This window comes from Peribacillus sp. Bi96 (assembly GCF_918698115.1).
In the GTDB taxonomy this organism is placed as follows: domain Bacteria; phylum Bacillota; class Bacilli; order Bacillales; family DSM-1321; genus Peribacillus.
In genome coordinates, this window is record NZ_CAKKLV010000023.1 from 29,836 (window position 1) to 43,014 (window position 13,179).

General features: G+C 39.7%; 12 protein-coding genes and 1 pseudogene. 9 read left to right on the top strand and 4 right to left on the bottom strand.

The window, feature by feature from the left end; all coding sequences use genetic code 11:
• The first annotated feature begins 65 nt into the window (after window positions 1–65).
• The 6 genes from kynU (at window position 66) to LQ203_RS21960 (ending at window position 6,642) form a co-directional block, all read left to right on the top strand.
• On the top strand, window positions 66–1,343 hold the full coding sequence (kynU, locus tag LQ203_RS21935; RefSeq protein WP_230161340.1) for a kynureninase: 1,278 nt from the start codon (window positions 66–68) through the stop codon (window positions 1,341–1,343).
• 89 nt (window positions 1,344–1,432) lie between these two features.
• Window positions 1,433–2,851, top strand: coding sequence for an amino acid permease (locus LQ203_RS21940; protein WP_230161343.1), 1,419 nt, complete (start codon window positions 1,433–1,435; stop codon window positions 2,849–2,851).
• 50 nt (window positions 2,852–2,901) lie between these two features.
• Window positions 2,902–3,756, top strand: coding sequence for a tryptophan 2,3-dioxygenase (gene kynA / locus LQ203_RS21945; protein WP_230161345.1), 855 nt, complete (start codon window positions 2,902–2,904; stop codon window positions 3,754–3,756).
• 35 nt (window positions 3,757–3,791) lie between these two features.
• Window positions 3,792–4,418, top strand: coding sequence for an arylformamidase (gene kynB, locus LQ203_RS21950; RefSeq protein ID WP_230161347.1), 627 nt, complete (start codon window positions 3,792–3,794; stop codon window positions 4,416–4,418).
• A gap of 178 nt (window positions 4,419–4,596) precedes the next feature.
• The gene (locus tag LQ203_RS21955) at window positions 4,597–5,229 is read left to right on the top strand and encodes a LysE family translocator (protein ID WP_230161349.1); all 633 of its coding nucleotides are present in this window, start codon (window positions 4,597–4,599) and stop codon (window positions 5,227–5,229) included.
• A gap of 735 nt (window positions 5,230–5,964) precedes the next feature.
• Entirely contained in the window at window positions 5,965–6,642 is a 678-nt protein-coding gene (locus LQ203_RS21960; protein ID WP_230161351.1) for a hypothetical protein, read from the top strand.
• A 774-nt stretch (window positions 6,643–7,416) separates the two neighbouring features.
• On the opposite strand, the gene LQ203_RS21965 is transcribed toward LQ203_RS21960, so the two are convergent.
• Together LQ203_RS21965 and LQ203_RS21970 are read right to left on the bottom strand one after the other, a co-directional pair.
• Window positions 7,417–8,268 carry an MBL fold metallo-hydrolase gene (locus LQ203_RS21965; RefSeq protein WP_230161353.1) on the bottom strand — a complete coding sequence of 284 codons (852 nt, stop codon included), beginning with the start codon at window positions 8,266–8,268 and terminating at the stop codon, window positions 7,417–7,419.
• Between the two features lie 134 nt (window positions 8,269–8,402).
• Window positions 8,403–9,833: a phospholipase D family protein gene (locus tag LQ203_RS21970; protein WP_230161355.1), complete on the bottom strand. Its 1,431-nt coding sequence runs from the start codon at window positions 9,831–9,833 to the stop codon at window positions 8,403–8,405.
• 249 nt (window positions 9,834–10,082) lie between these two features.
• On the opposite strand from LQ203_RS21970, the gene LQ203_RS21975 reads away from it, so the two are divergent.
• The gene (locus LQ203_RS21975) at window positions 10,083–10,526 is read left to right on the top strand and encodes a hypothetical protein (protein ID WP_230161357.1); all 444 of its coding nucleotides are present in this window, start codon (window positions 10,083–10,085) and stop codon (window positions 10,524–10,526) included.
• Window positions 10,527–10,789: 263 nt separating this feature from the next.
• Here LQ203_RS21975 and LQ203_RS27735 read toward each other — a convergent pair whose 3' ends face one another.
• Complete coding sequence (locus LQ203_RS27735; RefSeq protein WP_356715118.1) at window positions 10,790–10,864, bottom strand: putative holin-like toxin; 75 nt, start codon at window positions 10,862–10,864, stop codon at window positions 10,790–10,792.
• 200 nt (window positions 10,865–11,064) lie between these two features.
• Complete coding sequence (locus LQ203_RS21980) at window positions 11,065–11,622, bottom strand: peptidoglycan-binding domain-containing protein (RefSeq protein ID WP_230161358.1); 558 nt, start codon at window positions 11,620–11,622, stop codon at window positions 11,065–11,067.
• 426 nt (window positions 11,623–12,048) lie between these two features.
• On the opposite strand from LQ203_RS21980, the pseudogene LQ203_RS21985 reads away from it, so the two are divergent.
• Both LQ203_RS21985 and LQ203_RS21990 read left to right on the top strand, forming a co-directional pair.
• Window positions 12,049–12,189 (top strand): annotated as a pseudogene (locus tag LQ203_RS21985) (alpha/beta hydrolase); the annotation flags it as partial.
• Between the two features lie 229 nt (window positions 12,190–12,418).
• Window positions 12,419–13,048 (top strand): DUF2238 domain-containing protein, encoded by a 630-nt coding sequence (locus tag LQ203_RS21990; protein ID WP_230161360.1) that lies wholly within the window; start codon window positions 12,419–12,421, stop codon window positions 13,046–13,048.
• Window positions 13,049–13,179 lie beyond the last annotated feature (131 nt).

A 13,179-nucleotide genomic window follows, 5' to 3' on the forward strand; every position in this document is an offset into this window, starting at 1 on the left:
TCATGTCATATTCTTTGGTACGATTCTCCTAGAATTATTTAGAAAACTAATAGAGGAGGATGATTATGGTTTCTGAATACACATTGGATCACGCTAAACAAATGGATGAGAATGATGCACTTAAAGGTTTTCGAGAAGAGTTTTATTTAAAGCCGAACTCCATCTATATGGATGGAAACTCATTGGGGCTTCTTTCAAAAAGGGCTGAACGCACTCTTTTGGAATCTTTGGAAGATTGGAAAGAGCATGGGATTGATGGATGGACACAAGGGAATCACCCCTGGTTTTTCATGGCTGAGAAATTGGGCGCGAAGATGGCCCAATTGGTCGGAGCTTCTCCTGAGGAAGTTATTGTAACCGGCTCCACGACTGTAAATCTACATCAACTTGTAGCTACTTTTTATAAGCCTGAAGGAATGCGCACAAAAATTTTAGCGGATGAATTAACCTTTCCGACTGATATTTATGCTCTTCAAAGTCAGCTGCGTACACATGGATACGATCCGGAAAAAGATCTTATCCGCGTGAAAAGCCGCGATGGAAGATTTCTAGAAGAGGATGACATTATCGAAGCAATGACCGATGACATCGCTTTGATCATCTTGCCAACGGTCCTGTATCGCAGCGGTCAAATATTGGATATGAAACGATTAACTGAGGAAGCTCATAAAAGAGGGATAGTAATCGGATTTGACGGATGTCATTCTATCGGTGCCATTCCGCATTCATTCAGCGAATGGGATGTGGATTTTGCGTATTGGTGCAATTATAAACATTTAAATGGCGGCCCTGGCGGCGTTGGCGGTTTATATGTAAATCGTAAACATTTTGGAACGATGCCTGGATTGGCTGGATGGTTCGGCTCCAAAAAAGATAAACAATTCGATATGGAACATACCTTAACACCAGCTGAATCAGCAGGCGCATATCAAATTGGCACGCCGCATGTGTTAAGTTGTGCACCTTTGATTGGATCTTTAGACATTTTTATAGAAGCGGGAATTGAGAATATTCGCGAAAAATCACTGAAAATCAATCAATATTTAATGGATTTAGTCGAATTCGAATTGAAAGACATGGGATTTTTCATTGGAACTCCTAGAGATGACATACGCCGCGGAGGTCATGTAAGCCTCGAGCATAAAGAAGCTGCACGGATATGTAAGGCATTGAAAGAGAACGGTGTCATTCCAGATTTCCGAGCACCTAACATCATTCGTCTCGCTCCGGTTGCACTATATACTTCCTACGCAGAAGTTTGGGAAGTTGTACAAATACTCAAGAAAATCATGTCAGAAAAACAATATGAAAAATTCAAGAATGAGCGTGAAGTGGTCGCATAACATGGAACTTCGCCAGATGAGGCTCATCCCTCAAATGGTTAGTTAATTAGGGCAGGATTAAATTTTTATGGATAAAAAGGGGATGAACTATGGAGAACAAAAATACTCAATTGAACATGAAAGAGCCAGAGAAAGGGTTAAAACGTGAGCTGGAAACAAATCAGCTTTCCATGATCGCGATGGGCTGTGCCATCGGAACGGGGCTATTCCTTGGCAGCGGGCTTGCGATTCAAGCGGCAGGGCCAAGTGTTTTGCTCAGCTATGCACTCGGTGCTTTCATTGTTTTACTGTTGATGGGCTGCTTAGCCGAAATGACGGTTGCCCATCCTACTTCCGGATCTTTTGGGGCCATTGCTGAAAAGTACATGACTCCGATGGCTGGCTATCTTGTCCGCTATTCTTATTGGATTGCCAATGTTCTGGCTGTTGGGGTTGAAGTAAGTGCAGTCAGTGTGTATATGAAGTATTGGTTTCCGACCGTTCCGGGAATCGTATGGATTTTGCTATTTGCAGCTGTCCTGATTTATGTAAATGCCACTAGCGTGAATACTTTCGCCACATTTGAGTATTGGTTCTCCTTTATTAAAATAAGTGCCATTATTGGTTTTATCCTTCTTGGATCCTATGTACTATTCGGTTCATCCAATCAGCAACATATAGGACCTGAGAACTTTGTAAATGAAGACGGTTTTTTCCCATTTGGTGGGTGGGGAATGTGGGTTGCCGTATTTATTTCTTTATTCAGCTTTCTTGGAACCGAAATGATAGCGGTTACATCAGGGGAAGCAAAAGATCCGGATGCAGCTGTTCCAAAAGCTTTAAAAGCGACCGTGTTCCGTTTATCCACCTTCTATGTGTTGACAATCGGCATCATGTTGATGATCGTACCGTGGAAAACGGCTGGGATCGAGGAAAGTCCATTCGTAAAAGTAATGGAAATATTGAACATTCCTGGTGCATCCGGGATCATGAACTTTATTATTTTAACGGCTGCAGTATCTGCCATGAATGCCCAGCTCTATGCTTCAACACGTATGATGTTTTCATTGGCTCGCGGAAAACATGCACCTAGTTTTTTAGGAAAGTTAAACAAAAGGGGCGTTCCGGCAAAAGCACTTGCTGTCTCTACAACAGGGATTTTCATTGCTGCAGGTGTTCATGCGTTACTTCCCGGTTCCTCCTATGCATTCATGATGGGTATTTCCATGTTCGGTGCCATGTTCACATGGCTCATGATCTTCATATCCCATTTGTTTTTCAGGGTAAAATGGGAGAAGACCGGCGGACGCAAGTTACCGGTAAGGATGATCGGCTTTCCCTATTTAACGATACTAGGAGCCATTCTTCTATTTAGTTTGATGATTACAACATGGTTTACAGATTTCAAGATCATGCTTCAATTCGGGATACCTTGGTTACTATTTTTAGCTGTCGCTTATTTTGTTTCAAAAAGAAGAAATATGAACCATAATGTAATGGAGGAATCTCTGGAAAAGAAGATAGAATAGATTGACGGAATAAATAGTTTTTTGCACATGAAAAGTGAGGAGATTGCGGAATGAAGAATATCGATAACAAGGAACAAACAATAACCGGTCTAGAGAAAGAGATTCAAACCGATTTTCAAAAATCGATGTCTTACGGAGATTATCTCCACCTTGATAAGATTTTAACTAGTCAACACAGATGTTCCGATCATCATGATGAAATGCTATTCATCATTATTCATCAAGCGAGTGAGCTATGGATGAAGCTCATTTTACATGAGTTGACGGCAGCAACTGAATCTATACGCCAAAACAAGTTGGAACCCTCGTTTAAAATGCTGTCGCGCGTTTCGAGGATCCAGCAGCAATTGATTCAGTCATGGAATGTCCTATCAACTTTGACACCTGCTGAATACATGGAGTTCAGGGATAAACTGGGACAATCTTCCGGTTTCCAATCCTATCAGAATCGTTTGATTGAATTTGCATTAGGAAACAAAAATGTCCATACGCTATCAGTCTATCAGCATCAGACAGATCTATACGAGCAAATGCAGCAGGCCCTTCATGAGCCAAGCATTTATGACGCGGCGATTAATGCTTTAGTGGCACGCGGATTACCTATTGATCAAGAAGCCATCAGCAGGGATTGGTCACAAAGATATGAACCAAATGCCAGTGTAGAAGAGGCATGGCTGACCGTTTACCGCGATGTTGAGCAATATTGGGACTTATATGAGCTGGCCGAAAAGTTAGTGGACATTGGCAATCAACAGCAATTATGGCGTTTTAATCATATGAGCACAGTGGAAAGAATTATTGGCAATAAACAAGGAACTGGCGGATCATCAGGTGTAACGTATTTAAAAAGAGCACTGGATCAACACTTTTTCCCAGAACTATGGAGTCTAAGAACGAAGCTATGATGAAAAGAAACAGACAGAAGAGATGGAGGTAAATGATGGGGACATGGATTGATATTTCACAACGTCTGGATGAAAACGTTGCAGTTTGGCCTGGAGATACACCTTTCTCATACAAAGTCAATTGGAGTAAAGAAGAAAGTGGATCTGTCAATGTAGGTCAAATCAATATGAGTATCCACACCGGTACCCATATTGATGCCCCTTTTCATTTTGATGACGATGGAAAAAGAGTGATTGATTTGGATCTCGATTTATATATGGGAAGTGCCCGAGTTATCCATTTACCTAACAAGACAAGCATCGGTGTCAATGAATTATCCCGTATAGATCTACAAGGTGTTACCCGTCTGTTAATTCGGACGGATGCATGGAATGACCGAAGTGTTTTTCCACAAACTATTCCTCATATCCAACCAGAATTAGCGGCATACCTTTCAGAACACGGCGTTCGTCTTATTGGTCTTGATTTACCATCAGTGGATCCACTGGATAGTAAAGAACTTTCTGCCCATCATGAACTTGCCGGTCAGGGAATTCACATTTTGGAAGGACTTGTATTAGACGCTATCGAACCGGGTAATTATGAGTTGGCAGCCCTCCCTCTTCCTTTAGTTGAAGCAGATGGAAGTCCGGTACGTGCTGTGTTGAAAAAGTCGCCCTAACCTAACTCTTTATAACATTCAGAATTGAAATTTTTTCAAAGAAACGAGCCGGATCACAAAAATGATTGGGCTTGTTTTTTTGTGCCTTTAGATTGCCTCCTTTTTAATTTATCTCCCTAAACCAAGTACATCTATGTTATAATTTTCAGAATTCATCACCAAGAGTGGAGGTCCAAATATGGAAAACTTTTATTTGTTCATCATCATGTGCATTCTTCTCATCATTTTACCTGGTCCTGATACAGCAATAGCCACAAGGAACACCGTTACCGTGGGGACGTCGGGAGGTTTTAAAACGATGTTCGGCACGTGCTGTGCCCTGCTTATTCATACATCAGCCGCCGTGTTCGGACTTTCAGCAATCATTGTGAAATCGGCTTTACTATTTTCCATCTTCAAATATGTCGGTGCCGTTTACTTGGTTTACCTAGGCTTCAAGACCTTATGGGGATTAAAAAATAAGCAAGTGGCCGCAGCGGCGGAAACGTCCGTCAAAAGTAAGTACGAAAACCAGTCTTGCTTTAAACAAGGGTTCCTTACCAATCTGCTGAACCCTAAAGTGGCCGTCTTCTTTTTAACGTTTCTGCCTCAGTTCGTGAATCCAGGAAATGATACGTTTTTACCGTTCCTGATCATGGGCATGACCTATACCGTTTTAACTGCGATGTGGTTTGTATTTTATATCTATCTGCTGAACCAGATCAGTGCCTTTATGAAAAAGCCAAGAACTCAGGCGATTTTTGAGGGATTAACCGGGACGGTCTTGATTGGATTCGGGATAAAGCTAGCTTTGGAAAAAGCTCATAATTAATAATTTGAACTGCACCCTAATTGTTAGACACCAACTAACAATTGGAGGTGCAGTTTTTATAGTAGTATATTTGGGTTTGATACAGGTGTAGGGATTTAAGTACTTGCTGAGTTATGCCACAATACAAAAAACATAATTTAGTGTTTTTATGCTCACGAGCGAATTTCGGGACTTTGACGAAAGTTGGGAGAAGCAATCTAAATCGAGGAAAAGCGAAATTAGCCGAAAGGGATAAGCTCCTTTTGGCTATTTGTCGTGGAGAACCTAAAAAAGAGATTCATAAGTTCACTTCATCCCCTAAGGGAGTCTTACCGAAGCATAATCCAATTTTTCCTAATCCACGTTTTCCTTCCATCTTCAAATCTTACTATGTATACCGATCATTACCGATACCAACAATTCGACCAGGTTGATAACTGTTCCATTTGTTCTTTGCCTTTCCTACAAATACGTGTTTATTAATAAAACCAAAATCCATTATAAATTCCCCCCTTATTTATAAAGGTGGAATTTATTCTATTAAACTAAAACGTTTTAAGGGTCTAGCCTATAAAAATTTATTTCCCTCAATTTTATTGCTATCCGCTTCTGAAATAAACAAATAAAAAAAGCTGCTTTGGGAGCTTTTTAAATCCTTCCTTCATTCAATTTTTTGTTTAGGTTGTCCAAACATATTGAGGAATTTATGCATTTATTAATCATGTGGCAATTTTATAAACAAAAAGGATGAATGCTGTGTCAAAGAATAAAAATAAGAAAACCAGTAAGAATAAAAGGAAAAAATCTAGTAAGAATAATAGTCTGAACGCCAACGGTCAGAGTACTCGGTATAAAACCAATGTTTGTGTTTTCATTTTAGGTAACGCTGCTGGAGTAAGAGAAAAAGATATAAAAACACAATTTGAATACGCCAGTGACATATGGGGAATTGATTTCCGGCCGAATATTTGTGATTTAAGAACTAGAGAAGGAGCACGGAAGTGTGGTTTGGACGTTGACGCCACTTTAGCAAGGATTTCCGTGCCTTTGCAGGCGGCGCAACTAGAGAAAGTTTTTAGAGCATTAAGAAAAGGTAATTGTCGCCGTCAAACTGGACTTGCTGTGTTTTACATTCATGCACAAGACCTTCAAGATGGAAAGGCTATTGGTAACGTCAGATGGAATGGTAACGGAACTCTTGGTAATATTGTCATGACATATAGTACATTCCAACAAGAAAATATGGATATCTTAGCTCATGAATTTGGGCATGCCTTGTTAGTTAATGCACGTCATTTAGATGACAAAAACAACATTATGTATCCCTCAGGAACAGTAATTGTACCTCCAATCTCACAAACTCAACTAAGGGCTATGACTACCTCCAAACAAAGAGCAAAAGCCTATAAAAGACCTTTTGTTTATAGAATTTAAAAAGAAGCCCTTTAGAAGTGATCCATATGGTTGGACTCCTCACGCGTGATACATGTGCAAGCAATAAAAAACTCCCCTAAGGGAGCTTTTTCATTTTAGTTATAGTAAACGGTTTCAGAATTAAGGCTTAGGGATGCACGGTTAGTGTCGGCATTCGTATATTACTTTTTGGTTATGATCATACGCAGGCAGTGTACTTTCTTTTCCTGTCTAACTAGTAGATTAACATGATCCCGTAAAACGTTTGGATGCTAATTACCTCTGTTGACGTTACCACCATAAAATGAATAATAGCTAAAACATCTGCAATAAAACCAATTCCCCCTATTTTTTAGCCCCACATTAACTATACCGCCGAACTTACAACTTTCGGACGCATCCACACTGTATGACGCACGAATATACTGTTTGCGCGCACCTATTAGATGATAGGCACGACTTACCGTTTTCGGACAAAAAAAGAAGCCTTCATTGTCCGGCTCCTGCTTAAATAAACCGCGTTAACGACCACATTGCGTTGCTCCTCGCGCTCTTTTTATAATTCATAAGGGTGTGTTGGTGGCTGAAAAGGTTTTGTTGGTTTTTCTTCTTTCCCAATAAGTTTTGTTCTATTACTATATTTTTTGCAAGACTTATCAATGAGCAGCTTATTGAGGACTGTTGCGGAGGAAGGTCAACATTAAAGGGTATGAGCCCAGTTAAAACCGAACTCATACCCCACCCACACTTTAAAGTGTTCATTTCACGAAGCGGCTTTTCATTTCGGTTTACATTTCACTCAACATACCCATTCACAAAAAATCCAAGCGTTTCAAGCTCATCTTCCGTTAAATTCCGGTTTAACACTTTAGCCAAATCCTGCTCCATTAAAGCTCGATTTCCCCGATGCTCGACCACGGCTCTTACACATTCTTTCATTAGCTTAAGTTCTGCCTCCATTTTCAGTCTCGTGCAAGGCTGATCATGATGGGAAAGAATATATGTATCGGCATCATAGTCCTCAATTTTTTGAACGAGCAGCGAAGCCTGTTTGGCCGTATAATTCCATTTTTCAGCATAAAGATTGGCATAAAGGCAGTCTCCGAGAAATAATGTTTTTTCCTCTGGAACATATATGATGCAGGAATCCTTTGCATGATCGCCGCCAACGTGTTCAATGACACAGGTTACATTCCCTAGATCAATTGTCATCTTTTTTTCAAAGATCATATCTGGCAGTGGCAGGTAAATCTCTCGATTGGTCTCAAGTTCCAATTTGATTGCATCCGCACAAAATGGAATCTCCGCCCCTTCTTTGACCCGTTGATTAAGAGCCTCATCTTCCCATGAAAGCTGCTGCATATCTTTAATATTGTTGTATGTTTTTTCCTGAGAAATGACCGAAATTCCGATATTCTCCAGTCCGAATACATGGTCCCAGTGGGAATGGGTCAGAACAAGGAAATCCCCGCTTAGATCATTCCGAAGTAATTCGTCCTGAAAGAGCTGTGCATGCCGGACAGAGTTACCGGCATCGATGATGAGCGTTTTCTTGTTTCCAGTAACGGCGGCAAGAATCGGCCGATCCGTTTCCTGAACTGGCGGCAGGTAGACGATATGTTTCGATAGGCGCTGTAATGTTTGCATGTTTTTGTTCTCCTTCGGATAGTTATGTAGATTAGCTTGCTCAAGTATAGCAAATTATACATTCATTCATTAGATAATCTCCGCAAAAGGCTAAAAAGACAACAATCCCTGATTGCTGTCCTTTTTGTCATTATTCAAATGAATCTGTTGAGATATACCGTGATTTTCGAGAGGGCATTTAAAAAGGTGGCTTTAAAAAAAGACTTCTCCTTTTTCTGATCTTCAGGTGGTTGTATATATCGTTTCTTGTCCGCAACAAGTGTACTATCAGCGATTTTCGACTCGATAGCTCCTATCAATTGCTCTGCAAATGCTTCACTATCAATGACCACCATCGATTCTGTATTTAAAAAAGCTGATCGTGAATCCAAATTGAAGGAACCAACTGCACTTAATCGTTGATCATATACAACCGATTTACCATGTAATGAATAAAGCTTCGAATATTCATAAAGCCTTGCCCCTGTCTCGACGATATCATCCCTAAGTGCCAAGTAACCGGAAAAAGCGATCACATTCGGGGTTGAAGTCACCGAGTTGGTGAGTATGGTCCAATCAGCCGTTGAATGCATTTCCTTCGGCACGTTCTCCTTCAACATACTGGCAGGAACAATATAGGGACTCTGGATGAATACTGACTTATTGGCTTCCGCTGCAATATCCACTAGAGATCGCCACACAAAAGGGTGTTTATAGAAACGTTCGATTGGATTATGAATGAAGGACACCTTTTTAGTAGCGGTTGTTGACGTGTTCCAATCGACGACTGGATTAACGAAATCGGCTTTCGTTTGCATCGCCTTGCTGTATTGACTGGATAATACATCTCTTTCACGTTTTCCTTTTTCAGTTTGCCTTTTCGAAAGGTCCGAAAAAACATCGCTCGTATACGGATGAGTCCATAATTCATTCAAATAGTCCTTCATTTCATTGATTACACTATCTCTCTCCTGTTTAGCATTAAAAATGAGTACATCCCGGTCGTAGACAAAATCCTTAGGCGGTTGGTTTGCTAAATACTTGTCGGCGATATTTCTGCCTCCGATGATGCCTAACTTCCCATCTACGGTAATGATTTTGTCATGAAGTCGATTGTGCCAGGTCCAAGGCTTAAAAGGTTTAAAGGTTTCATAATACCTTAATTCAATATTTTCATGCGAGGCCAGTGCATAACGGACACTGCTTAGTTCTCCCCTCAGGCCATGGCAAATTCCGTCTAGAAGGATTCGGATCTTGACACCGCGGTCAGCAGCTTCGAGCAGTGCTCCCAGAAGAAGCTCGCTTGTTTCGCCCTTTGAAATAGAGTAGTAGGCAATGTCGATTGAATGCTGGGCATCCTGAATCATTTGCATTCGGGCTAGTCCCGACTCGTATCCGTCTTCGAGAAGCAGTACACGATCCACGGTGGAGTCCTTCTCTCCAAAATATGAACGAATATGTTTAGTCATCCTATCTTCTTCTTTTTCTTTAGGGAAGTAAAAAAGAACCACTGCCGTCGCCACTACATAAAGGAGATATAATAGAAGAACGATCAGGATTCCTTTCATCGCCATTTTTACAGTCACTGCATAATTCCCCCTTTTACCGATATTTTAATACTATTCGTAATAAGTGAGGACTCTATCCATTAAATCTCCATAAGGATTGACCCTTTGACTAGTTAGTCAGCGGGGCATATTTATGATATTTTCTTGGTCACCTATTGGAAAACGCCAATCCTGGGGGCAGCTTGGAATATTTATTTTTTCTTTTAAATGTGACAAAGTGGTGAACATGAAAGCAGTTGCATACTATGATATAGAAGGAGGGATTTCATGCTTAAACAACCGAATCGTATAAGTATCTTCAATTATTGTTTTCCATTAGGTGTTTCAGAGGTGTTCTTTTTATCCAGCTTTTATCTGTCCATTCTAGACGTTTCCTTATTTGCTTTAGCTTTACCATTTTCCGCTTTATTTCTAATGTTCTCCTTGTACCTATTCCTTCGAACTCACAAAACCGCAAAGTCTTTACCCAATCAAGAAGAACGAAGAAGGGAGATTCATGCTTTCTATCATCAGTCATTCGGGATTTTCACGATCATTTTTTTCGTTTTACTTTTTGCCGCTTTAGCTTATATTCCCTTGTTGGAAAATGGAGGACATTTCTATCTTCTATATTGTTTCCCGATGGCGTTATTATGTTTGATTCCTTCGATAGTCTCTTATAAAGGAATGAAATCATACAAACTGGAAACTGACAGTTCACTCAACGTTTGAGATTACATCTGATATGAATGGATTTCACATCAGTTAATTCGAACTTCATTTACATTCTTCTTCGTTTTTTAGTTGAATGGATGGGGAAAATGAGGATATAATGAAAATAACTAACATATAAAAAAAAAGACACTGGTTAATCCAGCGTCTTAATGAACAGCAAATGCATAAAGAGCAGCGGCTTTCTGTGGTAAGTCAGTAGCTACTCGATCATGAAAGTAACCCTTTTCCTACATACATCTGGCCGGATGGTATGGAGGGGGTTACTTTTTTAATGCAACCGCGATTACTGCGACGATTAATGAGGCGAATGATATCATCAGCATCAAACCGTCCATTATAGAACTCACCAGCGACACCCCCTTTCTTTAAAGGAGTGACCGCTGCCCACTATACCAAATTGCTGTCCATTTACTATTATATCTGTATTCACTTGTTATTTATCTACAAAAATAGATGTATTTAGTCTTCTATATCATGCTTTACATGTAAAAAAAACCCCACATAAAGTGAGAATATTTTTTACATGTATATCCTTTTATTGTTCCACTACACGGCCATCTTTATAAATGTGGAACCACCCAATCGTTCCGGTGCCGCCTTGGTCAATCCAATCTTTATTAGCGGCTTTATAATTGTAATAGGATTTTCCTTTGCCATCTTTCAGCAATCTGCCATCACCGCTGAATATGATCTTGTTACCTAGCTTCTTCTTCCCTAACGCAATCGCGTCTTTCTCCGTGAACTGTTTTCTTTCTACCTTATTTTCATCTAAAGCAGCCCATGTCAGCGATCCGACGATACCATCTGAAGCCAAGTTATGATCCACTTGAAACTCTCTTACGACATTTTGTGTTTGGGTACCGAAAATTCCATCAACGCCTACATCATATTTAACATCTTTAAGGCTTTGTTGTAAGTCTCTTACATAACTCGAACGTGAGCCTTTCCTGAGGGTTGGGCGCGTTTCCGCCTTCGTTTCGATTTTCTGGGTTTGACTGCCCTTTGCTGCTGCGTGAGTAATTGATGTCCCCGTTCCTAGTGGTGCCAATATCAGGGAAACTGTTGGAATAATGACCAATAATTTTTTCTTCAACGCATATAACCTCCAATCATATGATCACTCCTGCAGGTTTCTGACACTTCCTTGGAGCCCATTCATTATAACGTATGAAATTAAATAATTGGTGTTTTATTACTTTAATTATAAAAAATGGTAAATAATATCCATGGTGTGCATTTCAAAAAGTCAGTATTTTGGAAACGCCGTTTCATTATATTTTTGAACTATAATAATTGGTTCAAAACATGCAAGATATTTGTTACCAAAATGATTAGTAATAAAAACATGTTTTAAAGGGAAAAGTCTTTCAGGAGGGATATTATACAAGCACTCTTCGAATGGGAATTTTACTTTTATGTCGCTAAAACCCAAACGCTTATCAAGTTATTCAATAGTATAGCCATTCAAATTGACCTTTCTGAATAAAGAATGATTGAAAAATTATTGAGGTGATTATTCATGCCAATGTTAGATGTGGACGGTATTAGCTTGTATTATTCTGTTAAGGGAAAAGGGATTCCTATTGTTTTTATTCATCCTCCTGTACTAACTAGTGTGAATTTCCAATACCAAATGGAGGAATTATCCGAAGAATTCAAAGATTGCATGAAAGATTGCCGTGTACGGAATTAAAATTCATTGATCATGCAAAGCATCAGATTCCTACAAAAGCGGCCAATGATTTAAATGAAAGTATTAAGCATTTTATCCATACACAAACTGTTTGATTCTTTCGATTGCAAAAAAGAATAAACCAATCCATCAAGTACTATGTAGAAAATTTCAATCTTTTTATTGTTCCTATTATAAATTTAATGGAGTGAAAAAATTGGGAAGAGATAAAAGTAAAACGATTCATTTATTATTACTATTGCTAGTTACTGCAGTTTTGATTTGGTCAGTTATTAAGCCTGAAGGATACTTGATATGGACAATGGAAGTACTTCCTGCCGTTGTGTTTCTGATTTTTGTAATTGCCACATATAATAAATTCCGCCTCACTACATTATCCTATTTCATTATTGCCGTTCTTTCAATTACCATGTTTATCGGTGCCCATTATACGTACTCAAAAGTTCCTCTATTTAATTGGATAAAAGATCATTACGATCTAAACCGAAACCACTATGATCGGTTTGGACATTTCCTAAAAGGTTTATTTGCGATTGTGATTAGAGAAATATTAATACGTAAAACATCTCTAACAAAAGGACCCTGGTTATTTGCTGTCACATTAAGTTTTGCACTTGCCATTGGAGCCTTATATGAAATCATCGAATGGATAGCTGCCATCATTTCAAAAGGCGGAAAAACTTCAAAAGAGTTTTTAGGAACACAAGGTGATATTTGGGACGCACAATGGGATATGTCGTTAACATTAATCGGCTCTATTCTTGTATTGTTTACCTTGTCTAAACTTCATGACAAGCTGTTGCGAAAAGTGAAAAATGCCAGTTGATTGGAACGGAGGGTACGAGACTCCTACGGGAATACGCGTCCAAGGGAGACCCCACAGGCGCAAAGAGCGCCGAGAAGGCTCCCGGACCGCCCGCGGAAAACGAAGTGCCTGGAGTGGAAATCAACGTTCTT